This window comes from Arthrobacter sp. TMN-50 (assembly GCF_054511125.1).
Genome location: NZ_JBTNDG010000001.1, coordinates 226,480 through 240,850 on the forward strand (window position 1 = coordinate 226,480; position 14,371 = coordinate 240,850).

General features: G+C 65.1%; 14 protein-coding genes. 7 read left to right on the forward strand and 7 right to left on the reverse strand.

From position 1 onward, the window contains the following. Positions 1 to 7 precede the first annotated feature (7 nt). Genes ACX80A_RS01080 through ACX80A_RS01090 form a run of 3 tightly spaced genes read right to left on the reverse strand, consistent with a single transcriptional unit; the run spans position 8 to position 2,813 of the window. Positions 8 to 1,219, reverse strand: coding sequence for a cysteine desulfurase family protein (locus ACX80A_RS01080; protein WP_459257830.1), 1,212 nt, complete (start codon positions 1,217 to 1,219; stop codon positions 8 to 10). A gap of 50 nt (positions 1,220 to 1,269) precedes the next feature. Beyond that, a complete protein-coding gene (locus ACX80A_RS01085) occupies positions 1,270 to 2,187 on the reverse strand; it encodes a diacylglycerol/lipid kinase family protein (RefSeq protein WP_459257831.1) in 918 nt (305 codons plus the stop codon). Continuing rightward, positions 2,184 to 2,813, reverse strand: a complete 630-nt coding sequence (locus ACX80A_RS01090) for a pentapeptide repeat-containing protein (RefSeq protein WP_459257832.1) — start codon at positions 2,811 to 2,813, stop codon at positions 2,184 to 2,186. The genes ACX80A_RS01085 and ACX80A_RS01090 overlap by 4 nt, the downstream gene beginning before the upstream one ends. A gap of 108 nt (positions 2,814 to 2,921) precedes the next feature. Here ACX80A_RS01090 and ACX80A_RS01095 point away from each other — a divergent pair, with 108 nt between their 5' ends. From ACX80A_RS01095 to ACX80A_RS01115, 5 genes are all read left to right on the forward strand, one after another. Continuing rightward, a complete protein-coding gene (locus ACX80A_RS01095; RefSeq protein ID WP_459257833.1) occupies positions 2,922 to 3,869 on the forward strand; it encodes a J domain-containing protein in 948 nt (315 codons plus the stop codon). Positions 3,870 to 3,878: 9 nt separating this feature from the next. Continuing rightward, positions 3,879 to 4,346: a tRNA (cytidine(34)-2'-O)-methyltransferase gene (locus tag ACX80A_RS01100; protein WP_459257834.1), complete on the forward strand. Its 468-nt coding sequence runs from the start codon at positions 3,879 to 3,881 to the stop codon at positions 4,344 to 4,346. A 23-nt stretch (positions 4,347 to 4,369) separates the two neighbouring features. After that, entirely contained in the window at positions 4,370 to 5,176 is an 807-nt protein-coding gene (locus ACX80A_RS01105; RefSeq protein ID WP_459257835.1) for a class I SAM-dependent methyltransferase, read from the forward strand. A gap of 248 nt (positions 5,177 to 5,424) precedes the next feature. Then, positions 5,425 to 6,042, forward strand: a complete 618-nt coding sequence (gene sigK / locus ACX80A_RS01110) for an ECF RNA polymerase sigma factor SigK (RefSeq protein WP_459257836.1) — start codon at positions 5,425 to 5,427, stop codon at positions 6,040 to 6,042. 1 nt (position 6,043) lies between these two features. Further along, complete coding sequence (locus tag ACX80A_RS01115) at positions 6,044 to 6,871, forward strand: anti-sigma factor (RefSeq protein WP_459257837.1); 828 nt, start codon at positions 6,044 to 6,046, stop codon at positions 6,869 to 6,871. Between the two features lie 12 nt (positions 6,872 to 6,883). On the opposite strand, the gene ACX80A_RS01120 is transcribed toward ACX80A_RS01115, so the two are convergent. From ACX80A_RS01120 to ACX80A_RS01135, 4 genes are all read right to left on the reverse strand, one after another. Continuing rightward, positions 6,884 to 7,642 carry a PIG-L deacetylase family protein gene (locus ACX80A_RS01120; RefSeq protein WP_459257838.1) on the reverse strand — a complete coding sequence of 253 codons (759 nt, stop codon included), beginning with the start codon at positions 7,640 to 7,642 and terminating at the stop codon, positions 6,884 to 6,886. Positions 7,643 to 7,647: 5 nt separating this feature from the next. After that, positions 7,648 to 8,610, reverse strand: coding sequence for an electron transfer flavoprotein subunit alpha/FixB family protein (locus ACX80A_RS01125; RefSeq protein ID WP_459257839.1), 963 nt, complete (start codon positions 8,608 to 8,610; stop codon positions 7,648 to 7,650). A 47-nt stretch (positions 8,611 to 8,657) separates the two neighbouring features. Beyond that, positions 8,658 to 9,485 carry an electron transfer flavoprotein subunit beta/FixA family protein gene (locus ACX80A_RS01130; RefSeq protein ID WP_459257840.1) on the reverse strand — a complete coding sequence of 276 codons (828 nt, stop codon included), beginning with the start codon at positions 9,483 to 9,485 and terminating at the stop codon, positions 8,658 to 8,660. Positions 9,486 to 9,620: 135 nt separating this feature from the next. Continuing rightward, positions 9,621 to 11,015: a S1C family serine protease gene (locus ACX80A_RS01135; protein ID WP_459257842.1), complete on the reverse strand. Its 1,395-nt coding sequence runs from the start codon at positions 11,013 to 11,015 to the stop codon at positions 9,621 to 9,623. Positions 11,016 to 11,325: 310 nt separating this feature from the next. Between ACX80A_RS01135 and ACX80A_RS01140 the strand changes: the two genes are divergently transcribed. Beyond that, entirely contained in the window at positions 11,326 to 13,443 is a 2,118-nt protein-coding gene (locus tag ACX80A_RS01140) for a TPM domain-containing protein (protein WP_459257843.1), read from the forward strand. A gap of 78 nt (positions 13,444 to 13,521) precedes the next feature. Next, the gene (locus ACX80A_RS01145; RefSeq protein ID WP_459257844.1) at positions 13,522 to 14,301 is read left to right on the forward strand and encodes a PspA/IM30 family protein; all 780 of its coding nucleotides are present in this window, start codon (positions 13,522 to 13,524) and stop codon (positions 14,299 to 14,301) included. Positions 14,302 to 14,371: the final 70 nt, after the last annotated feature.

A 14,371-nucleotide genomic window follows, 5' to 3' on the forward strand; every position in this document is an offset into this window, starting at 1 on the left:
TGATCCTTCACGATTGAAAACCTGTTCCAGCTGTTTGGATACTTGAGGCATGGCCAGCCATGCCCGCCTGCCGTGCCCGGTAATAGGCCTCGGGCAGGGACGCTCCAAGGGCGTCAACGTCCGCGGGGGTCGAGGTATGCCCGAGGGAGAATCGTTGGGCTCCCCTCGCCTCAGCCTCGGTAAGTCCCATGGCCAGCAATACGTGGGACGGCCGCGGCACACCGGCGGTGCAGGCCGACCCGGTGGAACACTCAACCCCGACCAGATCCAGGAGGAACAGGAGCGAATCTCCCTCGCAGCCGGGGAAGGTGAAGTGGGCGTTTCCGGGCAGCCTCGTTGTACGGTGCCCACGCAGAACCGCCTCCGGCACTGCCGCCTCGACGACGCCGATCAGGTGATCACGCAGGGCGGCGATGCGGGCGGATTCAGCGGCGAGAATGCCGGTCACGTGGGCGGCTGCGGCCGCAAACGCGGCGATCCCGGCCGCGTCCAGGGTCCCCGACCGGATGTCCCGTTCCTGTCCCCCACCATGCTGCACGGGTGTGAGCGTGACAGCGCGGCCGACGAAGAGTGCCCCCACGCCCACCGGCCCGCCGATCTTGTGGCCGCTGACCGCCATGGTGGCGAGGCCCGAGTGGGCAAACGAGACCGGAAGGGAGCCGAAAGCCTGGACGGCATCCGAGTGCACGGGGATGCCGTGCCGGGCCGCCGCAGCGGTGACCGCCTCGATGGGCTGGATGGATCCCACCTCGTTGTTGGCCCACATCACGGCGATCAACGCAATGGAGTCGGGGTCGTCGTCGAGCTCGGTCTGCAGGGCATCGAGCAAGAGGATTCCGTCGGCGCCGACGGGGAGCCAGGTGACGAGTGCTCCCTCATGTCTGGCCAACCATTCGACGGTGTCCTGCACCGCCGGGTGTTCGATGGCGGAGCACAGGATTCTTCGCCGGCGCGGATCCGTTGCGCGGCGGGCCCAGTACAGGCCCTTCACGGCGAGGTTGTCACCTTCGGTGCCACCGGAGGTGAAGATCACTTCGGAGGGGTGTGCGCCGGCAGCGGCGGCGAGCGACTCCCGTGAGTCCTCGACCACTCGGCGGGCACGGCGGCCTGAGCCGTGCAGCGACGAAGGGTTTCCGCTGCGGCTGAGTTCAGTGGTAAGTGCGGCGAGCGCGGGCGCCGAAAGAGGCGTGGTCGCCGCGTGGTCCAGGTACACGGGCATCAGCCAATTCTAGCCGCTTCGGCGTGACACGACACATTCCCGCATACACCCTACTGCTGGCGGGTCGCCGGGGCCAGCACCCTCAGCGCACCGGGAACGACGTCGATCTGCAGCGGCGCGGCCCCCACCGGCTCACCATCAGCGAAAGCCGTTACCCCTTCCACCTCCACGGTGACCGACCGTACCCTCTCGATCCGCACCGCCGGGTGCGATACATGGGTGCCGGCGAAGAGGCGGGGCAGCATTGCAATCAACCTGATCCGCGAAATCGCCGACACCACCAGCAGGTCCAGCGCACCGTCGTCGCGCAGCGCATCGGGGGTGATGGTCATGCCCCCGCCAATGGATCGCCCGTTGGCCACCGATACCAGCATGGCGGTGGTCGACTCCGCTGTCCCGTCAACCACCAGCCGGTAGCTGATCGGCTTGAAGACTGCCAGTTCCCTCAGCAGGGCCAGGGTGTACCTACTTTTCCCTCTCGGCCAGGACCAGCGGTTGGCCCGGGCGTTGACCACGGCGTCGAATCCTGCTGAGCAGGCGCCCGCGAACCAGTGCACCTCACCAAACCCGGCACCCCTCCCGATTCGTCCCAGATCCATGCGTTGGGGTGGTGCCAGCAACGCATTCTCGATGACGTCCGCGGCGGCCAGCGGGTCTTTGAGCGGCAGGCCCAGCATCCGGGCAACGTCGTTTCCCGTGCCGGCGGCCACGATTCCCAGCGGCACCGCCGAGCCCGCCAGCACGGTGGCGCCCAGGCGCACCATCCCGTCGCCGCCCACCACGATCAGGGCATCCACCCCGTTGCCGGACACCGCCGCCCGGGCCAGCCCAAGGAGCTGCCCGTAGGATGATTCGACCAGGACGACGACGTCGTGGCCGTGGGCGCGGAGCGCTTCCACTGCGCTCGTTCCTGCCTGCTCCGCAGATCCGGCCCCCGCCGCGGGGTTGATCGCGACCGCCAGTTTCACCGGATCACGGCGCCCAGGGCCTCGGCGATGCTCATGGCCTGCGCGACGTCAATCACCGCGCCCCGCAACTGCAGGTTGTCCATCGAGAGTTCACCCAGTTCGCTGCCGCGCAGGTCGGCATCACGCAACCCGACACCGCCCCACTCGACATTGGAAAGCCGGCAGTTCCGTAGCGATGCCTTGGTGAGATTGGCTCCGGTGAAGTCCGCCTCGGTCAGAACCACCTCGGAGAAGTCCGCCGAGGTCAGGTCTGCGCGCACAAACGACACGTAGGACCAGTTACCGGCGCTTACCTTTAGCGGTACCAGGGTTGAGGAGACGAAGGTGCTGCCGGTCAGCCGGCAACCAATGAACGTTGAGTCGAAGAAACTGCAGGATTCGAACCGGCAACCATCGAACGCGCCGTCGGTGTGGGTTGATACGTTGAACTTGACGTTCCTGAACACACACTTGCTGAAGGTGGACCCGGTGGTCTGAAGTTCGGTGAAGTCGCAGTCGACGAACTGCGACCCCGCATAGTCCTCCCGGTCGAGTACCTTGCCGTACCAATCTTCGCCACTGATCATCATGGTGAAGATGCTACCGAACGCATCGGACTCTTCCGCCGTTGAAGCTACAGCGGCCATTTGGTCGCCAGCCGGGAAACCGTCTACAGTCTTGCCCTGATGAGCCTCGGCCTTTCAGCCGCACCCGCCCTATCCCGCACGCCTACCCGTCGACTCTGAAAGGCCCCCATGGCGAACCCGTCCGACCGGACCTATTACGCCGTCCTGGGGTTGTCGCCGGATGCGACGGCCAAACAGGTGAAGGACGCCTATCGCCGGGCCGCGCGGTCAACCCACCCGGATGCTGGCGGCAACGCTGAACTGTTTCACAATGTGGCAGTCGCCTACGAGACCCTGGCCGACCCCGACCGTCGACGGCGCTACGATCAGGGCCTCGGCGGAAGCGCCTCGCGGCGTGCATCAGAAGCCGCACGCACCGCTTCCCGGTCGGCGGCCCCCGCGCCCGACCGGGCAGCCGATGACGAGACCTTCGCGCGGCAGCCGGTCTATGAGCCACCGTTTTCCCCCCAGAGCCCACCGGTAATCCCCTTGACCCTTGCCGGCAGCCAGATCCACGGCACCGCCCGGCAGCCCGGATTCTTCGCACGCTTGGGGTCCGGAGGCGGCGCACGGTATGACGGCGAGCGTCGCACCGCAGCGCTACTCGAACACCGCTTCCTGGCGGGTTTCCCTGCGGCTCGGCTCGTCAACGGGCTGCGGTTCGGTGACGACGCAGCAACCGAGGCCGGCCACGCGGTGCTGGCTGGCTACCGTCTGGCGGTCATCGATTCCCTCCAGGCCCCTCCCGGGAACTACCGCTGGGATGGCAGCGCGCTTCGTCATAACGGCAGGATTACTGGCGACGTGCGCATCACCGAGTCCGTTCGGCGGGTGCAGGACCTCTTCCCCGAATGCAACGTCCAGGGCTGGCTCGTGCTGCATGGCGGGCAGGGCAATCCGTTTGAGCCGATCGTCGACTACCCGCCGTCGCTGGATAAGTCCGCCTTGACCAGCGTCCATGTGGCGAACCCCGGCACCCTCCTCCGCGAGCTGAAGAAATTCCTGGCCGGCGGACCACAGCCGTATGTGGTGCAGTTGCCGGCGCTGGGCCGGTTGCTGCAGTACGCCGAGCGCTAGGATTGTCACGTGTTCCGCATCCTCTTCTATGCCCCCGAGATCCCCGGCAATACCGGCAACGCCATCCGGCTGGCTGCGATCACGGGCGCCGAACTGCACCTGGTTGAACCCCTCGGGTTCAGTTTCGACGACGCGAAGCTCCGTCGCGCCGGGCTCGATTATCACGATTTGGCGGTGCTGCGGGTGCACCAGGACCTCGCGAGCGCCTGGGCGGCGCTCGCACCGGAGCGGGTGTTTGCCTTCACCTCGGATGGCGAGGAACCCTACGCCGACATCAGCTACCAGCCCACCGATGTATTGCTGTTCGGGCCCGAATCAGTTGGTCTTCCCCTGGCTGTCAAGCAGGACCCACACATCACCGCTCGGGTCAGATTGCCCATGCTTCCCTCCCGGCGCTCGCTCAATCTCGCCAATGCTGCGTCGATTGCGCTGTATGAAGCCTGGCGGCAGCACGGCTTCGACGGCGCCGCCCTCTAATGCCACCCTCACAAGGAGCCTCCATGCCACCACGCCCCACCAAAGAAGCGTTCGCCCCCGGTGCCGCCGATTTTGAGCGTCTGGCTCCTGCGCTGTGGAATCCGATGGGGAACGCCGTTGCTGCAGCAGCCGATATTGCGCTTGGCGACCGTGTTCTTGACGTCTACTGCGGCAGCGGTGCCAGCACCATCCCCGCAGCCCAATCGGCGGGGCCGGATGGAGTGGTTGACGCCCTCGACCCGTCCGAGGAACTGCTCGACCTGGCCCGGTCGAAAGCCGACGCCATGTCTCTGACCACCATACGGTTCGACACGACGGAGGTGACCGGGTGGACCGCCGATGCCCCCTACGACGTGGTGCTGTGCTGTTATGGACTGACCCATTTCGCTGACCTGACGGCGGGCACCGCGGGCCTCGCCCACCAGCTGCGGCCCGGCGGGCGGATTGCCTTGAGCACCTGGGATGCCGGCGCCCACGCTGACTTCCGGCAACTCCTTGAGGACGCCTGTTCAGTTGAAACTTCCCGCCAGGGTACATCCCGGTTCGAGCAGGAAATGGTCAATATCGACCGGCTGGCATCCCCCGAGAAGCTTGGAGACTGGCTCTTGGGCAACGGGTTCAGCACCGTTGGAGTCGATGCCATTCAGATCGATGTGCCGCTGGACGGGGTGTCCGCGTGGGCGGTGGTTCACGGCACCATGTTCCGTCACCTCCTGCCAGCCGACCCCGGAGCCGTCGACCGGGTTCGTGCCCGGTTCACCGACCGGATTGGCGACGGGTTCATCCTCGACGGACGCTCTCTGGTCGCTGTCGCGGAGACCGTGGAATAGCAGCCCCCCGGGAACTTCCCCCACCACTCCCATCCCCCGCACTGCCTGCTCCGAATGATTAGTGACAGCAAAACGTGATCTGGTTGTGTCGCTGAGTCAGCAACACGGGTGGTGAAGGCCCTGTCCTCGGAACACAGATCAGGACGGTGATAGGGATGAGCAGGCACGCGGGAGGCACTGACCAATTGATCCGCGCCGGGCGGTCGCATGCACAGATTCGCCGTCGCGGCGCTCTATGCTTGGAGTATATGGATACGCCACGAGCCAGCAGGATCACCTCAGCCGGTTCATCAGCGAGTGGATTCGCCGTTGAACCCGACGCCGCTGCAACACTGACCGATCTCCTGATCCGAGTAGCTGCGAAAGATCAGGCAGCGTTTGCTGCGTTTTACGCACAAACGTCCCGTCGGGTGTACGGCCTGGCGCGACGGGTCCTGATCGATCCGGAGCTCAGCGAGGATACTACCCAGGAGGTCTACCTTCAGGTGTGGAACCTCGCCGACCGGTTCCGTCCCGACATGGGCTCGCCGATGGCCTGGCTGATGACGCTTACCCACCGGCGGGCCGTGGATAAGGTTCGGTCGGAGCAAAGCTCGACCGACCGTGAGGCACGCTACGGCGCCGCCATGCAGGACATCGATCACGACGACGTCGTCGACACGGTAACCCAGCGGCTGGAGGCGGAGACGGTCGTCAAGTGTCTCGACACGCTCACCGATACTCAGCAGGAATCCGTGAAGCTCGCCTACTACGGCGGCTTGACCTACCGCGAGGTCGCCGAGAAGCTCGGCGTAGCAGTACCAACCATTAAATCGAGGATCCGCGACGGATTACTCCGGCTCAAATCCTGTTTGGGGGTGAACTGAGATGCAGGACCACAACTTATTTAACGGATCATCCGACGATCTGAGACAGGACCTTGCCACCGGCCGGGCGCTTGATTGGGCTGAGCTGTATGCCCTGAACGCGTTGAGCGACGCGGAGCAGACCGCCATAGAGGACTACATCTCGGGTGCCGACCCGGCGCAGCGGGCAGCCTTTGATCAACGCGTCCGCGGCGCCCGGGAGGCTCTGGCACGCGCCTACGTGGTCGATGATGTTACACCGCCTCCCGCCCTCCTGGATCGCATCCTCGCCCAACTGCCGGTCGAGCTGGCCGCACCGGGCACACCCGCTGGTTCCGCACACGTCGACGGCAGCGATCCTGCGACCAACGAACTGGCCGAACGACGCGACAGACGGCGCCGGACTACGCCCGTGGGGCGTTGGCTGATGGCGGCTGCGGCAGCGGTGGTCATCACCGTTGGCGGCGTCAGCGTGGCACAGAACCTCCAGCCCACCTCGGTCGAGCAGGAAGTATTGCGGGCGCAGGACCTTCAGTCGACCACCTTCACCATTCCCGCAGGCGGCACCGCGGAGCTGAAAATGTCGCGTGAAGAGGACGCCGCAGTGATCACGCTCAATGAGGTGCCAGCGCCGCCAGCGGGGAAGGTCTACCAGATGTGGAGGGTCCCCACTGACGGTTCCGGCCCGGTATCCGTTGGCACCATGACCGGAGACGACGTCGAAGATTCCCTGGTCACCACGGTCGAAGGGCTCGGCTCGTCGATGGGTTTTGCCATTACCGTCGAGCCAGACGGTGGATCCGAGCGGCCTACCCTTCCGATAATCGCCGAGATCCCGTTCGAGGCCTGAGTCATTGCCGGATCAGAACCCGGCAATGGTATGGCGGGTATTGACCGGAACCACCTGGAACACCTCGGCGCTGCGTCCCTTCGGGAGCCCGACCCGGGCTGCGTTCGCCTGGAGTTGCTGACGGACCACCTCATCCATCCGGGCGACGTCCGGGTGCTGGCTGCTGTGGGAATGCAGGGCGCGCAGCTTGTCGTCCACAGTGTCTGTGATGTCCACGAAGTGGTTCTCCAAGTGGGTGGGTCCGGCATAGAGCCAAAGCCACTCCACTTTGTGGCTGGCCAGCCCGGCTGTCTCCAGCTCCGGGAAGGCAAAGGAGTTCTCGGCTGCAGGATACACGGCACGAGTCACCACCTCCCCGCTGGCGAGGTGGTCCGGGTGACTCTTCTGAATCCTGTCCCAGTTGCGTTCGGGATGCATGGACAGCACGACATCGGGGCGGACCCGCCGAATCACCTCCACCACCCGCTTGATCAGGTCAGTGGACACGGCGAGGAACCCATCGGGCTCACCGAGATAGTGGATGTCCCGGACCCCCACCTGCTGGGCAGCGGCCCGTTGCTCACCTCGGCGCAACTCCACCATCGTGTCGTGCTGCCCGGCGTCGAACCCGCCCGCGTCGCCGTCGGTCATAATGCAGTAATCCACCTGGACGCCTGCCGCAGTCCATTGCGCCACCGTCCCGGCGGCACCGAAGTCGATGTCGTCGGGGTGCGCTGCGAAACACAGCGCCCTGGTGACCCGGTGGCTGCCCGGGTCAGGGCTGCTCGACACGGGGGTTACGACTTCCGCTTGATGATCTCGGCTGTGGCCTGGGGCAGCACCTTGAACAGATCACCCACGATTCCGAAATCGGCGATCTCGAATACCGGCGAGTCGGCGTCCTTGTTGACGGCAATAATGACCTTGGCGGTCTGCATTCCGGCCTTCTGCTGGATGGCTCCCGAGATCCCCGCCGAGATGTAGAGCTGCGGTGAGACGGTCTTCCCGGTCTGCCCCACCTGCGCCGAGTGCTCAATCCACCCGGCGTCGGTCGCTGCACGGGATGCTCCGACAGCACCACCCAGTGCGTCGGCCAGGTCCTCGACTGCAGTGAAGTCGCCGTCGACGCCGCGCCCGCCCGCCACGATCACCCTGGCCTCGGTAAGCTCGGGCCGACCACTGGCTGCCTTTGCTGTCCGCCCGGTGATCCGGGCCGTGTGGGCGGGTGTCACCCATTCCACTGTGACGAGGTTGGGGAGGTCTCCCTCTCCCGCGGGTGGAACGTCAACAACGTTGGCCTCAACAATGTTCGCCTTCACCGTGATGAGCGGCGTGCCGGCGGTCACCTTCGCTTCAACGGCGTAGGAGCCAGCCAGCACCGACTTGGTGACGGTCAGATCCTCACCGATGGCGACGGCATCGGTGATAACCCCCGACGAAAGCCTGATACCGACGCGGGCGGCGATCTCTTTGGCTTCGAAACTGTTCCCCAGCAGCACGGCGGTGGGCTCAGCAGCCTGCACCGCAGCGGTAAGGAAGGCGACCTTACCGGCCACAAGATACTCCTCGACGTCCGGAGCGGCGGGCCGATAGACGGTGCGGACCCCGCGTGCGCCCAACTCCTGCGCGACGGCGTCCGGCAGGTCACCGACAAACGCCACGGCAGCCTCACCGATGGCTCCGGCAATAGTCAGCAGTTCCCGGTGGCTTTTGTGCAGGGCGTCACCCGGGTGATCAATCAGAACAAGAACTGTAGCCATTGCGCTGGCTCCTTCGCGGTAATCGAGTACGACATGAGGGTGCTTGCCTAGAGCAGCTTCTGTGCTGCCAGAAAATCGACCAGCCGGATTCCGGCGTCGCCGTCGTCGCTAATGATGGTTCCCTGGCTGCGGGGAGGGCGTGGATTCGCGGTCTGCACGGTCGTCCAGGCGCCAGCGGCGCCTACCTCGCCTGGTTCCACTCCTATGTCCTGAAGGGACAGGGTCGTCAGGGGTTTCTTCTTGGCAGCCATGATTCCCTTGAAATTGGGGTACCGCGGCTCGTTGATCTGATCGGTAACCGATACCACGGCCGGCAGGGTAGCCTCAACTGTTTCCGAGTAAACGTCCCCGTCCCGGCGCGCGGTCAGGGTCCAGGTGCCCTCCCCCTGCCGCAGTTCGAGCGAGGAGGCGAACGTCACCTGGGGCAGGTCGAGGCGTTCCGCCAGCTGAGCGGGCACCAGGGAGGTTTCACCGTCGGTGGACGCCATCCCGGTGAGCACCAGGTCGACGGTGCCGAGGTGGGCGAGCACAGCGGCGAGGGCCCGGGAGGTCCCTGCTGCATCAGATCCCGCGAGGGCATCGTCGCAGAGGTGCACACCCGCATGAGCCCCGATCTGGAGGGCTTTCTTCACCGCGCTGACCGCGCCGGACGGGCCCATGGTCACCGCGGTGATCTGGTGTCCCGCGGTGTCGCCGCCGTGGGCTTCAACCAGTTGCAGAGCTGCCTCGAGAGCGTACTCATCCAATTCGGAGAGGATGCTCTCCTTTCGGTCGGTGGTCCGGTCCTGACCACTGATGTGCCGGTCAAACTGCGCGTCTGGCACATGCTTCACCAGGACCACTATGTCCAGGCCTGCGTGCGATGCGTCTTCCATGACTGCCTTCCTCGTCGGGGATCTGCCCTAGCCCTAGCTAACCATATCGGCGGTGCCCGCGAGGGGCGCCCAGATACGCAGCAGGGCGGCCTCCCTGGGGAGGACCGCCCTGCTGCGTATCGTTAAATCCCGGGGTTAGCTTTCGGCCTGCCCCACGGTCACGTCAACGGTCTGAGGTTCACCATTGCGCTGGAATTCAACCGGGACGGTATCCCCTTCGGCCTGCATCCGCACAGCAGCGGTCAGGCCACGGGGGTCACTGATCGGCTGGCCGGCAACGCTGGTGATAATATCGCCCTGCTGCAGCCCGGCAGTTGCCGCCGGTGATCCTTCCGTCACCTCTGCAACTTCCGCTCCGACGGAAAAGGAGGTTTCACCGTTGGTGTTTTCGGAGGCCGACGGCGAGACAGACACACCGAGGAAGCCGTGCGACGCGCTGCCGTTGGCGATAATCTCCTGGGCCACCCGCTCCGCGTAGTTGATTGGGATGGAGAAACCAACACCGATGTTTCCGGTGCTTTCGGCGGATCCCGCCGAGGCGATGGCAACGTTGACGCCAATGACGCTGCCGTCAGCGTCGACCAGCGCACCACCCGAGTTGCCTTGGTTGATGGCGGCGTCGGTCTGGATCACATTCAGGTAGATGGAACCCTGCGGCTGGGTCTGCGGCGTTTCGGTGCCCTCCGGGGGCAGGAAGTTGAAACCGTCGCCCTCTTCCTCGGCCGGGGCATCGGAAAGTTCCTCAGGTACTGCCGACGACGCAACACTGATCGTCCGGTTCAGGGTTGAAATAATGCCGTCGGTGACCGTGCCGCTGAGGCCCAAGGGTGCACCAATGGCGATGGCTACGTCGCCGACGTTCAACGCGTCAGAGTCAGCGAGGGTGGCTGGCTGCAGATCGGGCGCATCAACCTTGATCACCGCTAGATCCGACAGCGGGTCGGTACCGACGATCTCGGCCGGGAACACCCTGCCATCGTTGGTACGAATCTCCACTGCCGCGTCGCTCACCTGGCCACCAAGGGTCACCACGTGGGTGTTGGTGAGGATATGCCCTTCCTTATCGAGAACGATTCCGGACCCCGAACCGCCGGAGCCGGCACCACTGACAGCGATGGTGACGACGCTGGGGGAAGCCTTCACCGCTGCGCCGGTAACTTCGTTGACGCTCTCGGTGTCATTGACCACCACCGACTGCGACTGGCCGGCGGTGGAGGCGGGAAGTGGGCTCTGTTGCTCCACCAGGTAGTCGACCCCAGCGACCACGCCGCCGCCCAGCAGGCCAGCGACCAGCATTCCGCTGACCAACGTTGCGGCTCCCACGCGCTTCTTGTCCCGTTTCGGGGGCAGAGTGGCCGGAGGAAGTGCCGATCCGTAGAAGGCACCACTGGAGTAAGCGCCGTCGTCGTAGCCTGTTGAGCCACCGTGCCCATCATCCGGACGAGAGGAATCCTGCCAGCTATGGGTCGGCGGGGTCTGGGGACGGGGCGGGATGTTCCGCTCGAACCCGTGAGTGTTGTCTTCAGTCATCGGAAAGCCTTTCGTCTCGATGCATCGAACTATGCCAAATCATGCTGGGCCTTTGAAGGATGTTCGCTGAATGAATACTGTGAGCCAACCGGACATCGGCCTCCTCAGCCATTCTCCTCGGGTGCGTCGATCCCCGCAAAAAATCCATGCCCCGGCCGGCACATTTCGCTAGGGGCAGATGCGAGTAGGTGGACTGCCCCACTGGTGCGCCCTAGACTTCAAAATGGGCGTGTAAACGCGTAGACGGCATGACCGTTGACCGCCAACCCACGTCAACGGGAATTCCGGGGAAACTTCTGAAGGGTATTGAATGCGATCGAGCACCAGGCGCCTCGCAGCAACAATAGGCGTCAGCGCCGCACTGCTGCTGCCCCTAACCACACTTCCCGGAGCGTACGCCGCACCTCCACTGGACTTCGGTGCTGAGAATGTGATCGACGACGCCGGAGTCCTCGACGCGGCAGGCCTGGCCGAGGTGGAGGACGCCATCGCCCAACTTGAGCAGGACGAAGGCTACCGGCTTCGCGTGGCCTATGTCGATACGTTCACGGACCCAGCCGACCCGGATGAATGGACCGCCGAAACCGCAACGGTGAGTGAGCTCAACGATGCCGATGTCCTCCTGACAGTGGCGGTGGAGGACGGTCAAGCCCGGTTCTTTGCCAGCGAGTCAAGCCCCGTACGCCCCGAAACGGAACCACGGTTCAACTCCGACATCCTTCCCGAACTTAGGGACGGTGATTGGGCGGGCGCGGGTGTTGCCGCCGCTGGCGCCGTCGCCGACATCCTGTCCGGCGAGTCGGGTGGTAGTGGAGGCGGCAACGAGGGCGCATCGACCAGCGGGGGCAGTGGTTTCGGTGCCGTCCTCCTCGTCGGCGCCCTGGTGGCGTTGGCAGGCATTGGGGGTTTCTTCTTCCTCCGGTCGCGCGGACAGAAATCCCTCACCAGCGGACCGGCCGAATCGAAGGATTTCGGTCCGGGCCGCGGACCGGACGGCGAGGTACTCGACCCGCTGGCAGCTCTCAGTGTGGAGGAACTGCGCACGAAAGCCGGCAGCCTGCTGATTGCCGCCGACGACGCGATCAAGTCCAGCGAACAGGAAGTCGGATTCGCTCAGGCTCAATACGGTGATGCAGCCGTGCAGCCCTTCGTTGACGACATCGCAGCAGCGAAGCGACACATGAGCGAATCCTTCAAGTTGCAACAGCAGCTCGATGACCACATCCCCGACACCGAGGAACAGCAGCGCACCTGGCTCGGCGACATCATCCGCCGGTGTGAGTCGGTCAACGGCTCCCTGCAGGAGCACAAGGCAGATTTTGACGCCCTCCGCGAGTTGGAACGCAACGCCCCAGCCGCGCTGGCGGCCGCACAGGCCTCAGCCCAGGGGGTCAAGACCCGCGTGGCCGACGCCGAGCGGACATTGCTGCAGTTGCAGCAGAAGTATGCAGATTCGGCTACCTCGCAGGTACAGGACAACGTCGAGCAAGCCACCGAGCGGCTGAAGTTCGTCGACAGCGCAGCTGATTCAGCTCAACAGCACCTCGGTGCCGGGGACACCGGGTCAGCGGTGATCGCCGTCCGCGCGGCGGAGGAGAGCGTCCACCAAACGGCGGTGCTGCTCGAGGCAATCAGCAAACGCGCCACCGAACTTGATGCGGCCAAGGAAGAACTGGACCGGTCGGTCGCCGACACAACCCAGGATCTTGCCCAGGCGCAGGCCATGCTCGCCACGGGCCAGCATCAGGACCTCGCTGGCCCGGCGGCCTCGGCGGAGGCAGCCCTCACCACCGTCCGGACCGAATCGTCGGGTGGCAGGGTTGACCCCGTCGCGCTCCTGCAACGCACCGAAGCGGCGCACGCCCAGCTCGATAGCGCCCTCGGCGGCGTCAGGAACCAGACCGAGCAAACGCAGCGCGCCCGTGAGGCTCTGCAGCACGCCATCATGGCCGCCCAGTCGAGGATTTCCGGCACGTCCGATTACATCCGCGCACGTCGCGGCGGTGTTGGCAGCGAAGCGCGTACCCGGCTCGCCGAGGCAGAGCGAAACCTTGAATACGCCTTGCAGATCCAGACGGACGACCCAGTGGCAGCGTTGTCCCACGCGCAGCAGGCGACGGCTCTCGCTGAGCAGGCAGCGCAGATTGCCCAGCAGGACGTTGACGGCTTCGGCGGCGGCATGGGCGGCTTCGGTGGTGGCGGCATGTTCGGCGGCCGAGGCAACCAGGGCGGCGGAATGGGTGGCGCTCTCCTCGGCGGCATCCTGCTCGGCGGTATCCTCAACGGCGGCGGTGGCGGCGGCGGACTCTTCGGCGGCGGAGGCGGAGGCGGAGGCGGAGGCGACATGTTCGGCGGCGGCGGTTTTGGCGGCTTCGGCGGCGGCGGCGGCGGTTTCGGCGACTTCGGCGGTGGAGGCGGGGACTTCTAGTCCGCAGCATCCCAGCAACTTTCTCACCCGCGCGGGTGAGGACAGACCCAGAACATACGCGAATCGAAAGGCAACCCCATGGTAAAACAGTCAATTTTTGGACGTATCACCCAACTGGCCAAGGCCAACATCAACTCCCTGCTGGATCAGGCAGAGGATCCGCAGAAAATGCTGGACCAGATGGTCCGCGACTACACCAACAGCATCGCCGAGGCTGAAAGCGCCGTCGCTCAGACCATCGGCAACCTGCGAATGCTGCAGGAGGATTACAAGGAAGACCAGGACAACGCCCGCACCTGGGGCAACAAGGCTCTCGCCGCGTCGAAGAAGGCCGACGAGTACCGCAATGCCGGGGACACGGTGGACGCCGAGAAGTTCGACAACCTGGCGAAGGTCGCGATCCAGCGGCAGATGACCTCCGAAAACGAGGCCCGCGGTGCGGAGCCCACCATCGGCTCGCAGGAGGAGATCGTTGAGAAGCTGAAGACCGGTCTCAACCAGATGAAGGGCAAGCTGAACGAGCTCACCAGCAAGCGCGACGAGCTGATTGCCCGGTCTCGTACCGCTCAGGCCCAGCAGCAGGTCCACGATGCGGTGAAGAGCATCGACTTCATGGATCCCACCAGCGAGGTTGGTCGATTCGAGGAAAAGATCCGCCGCGAGGAAGCACGGGTGCTGGGTCAAACCGAACTGGCCAATTCAAGCCTCGATTCGCAGTTCGAGAGCCTTGAGGACCTGGGCGAGCAGACCGAGGTCGAAGCCCGCCTGGCAGCCCTGAAGTCCGGCGGTTCCAGCGGGCGGACCCCGTCGGCTATCGGGCAGGGAAGCGACACAGACGAGTACCAGCCGGGCCAGTAACAGCCCGGGTCGCAGGACCGCACACCGGCGTCACCCCATTCGGGTGGCGCCGGTTTTGTGTAGGCCTTGT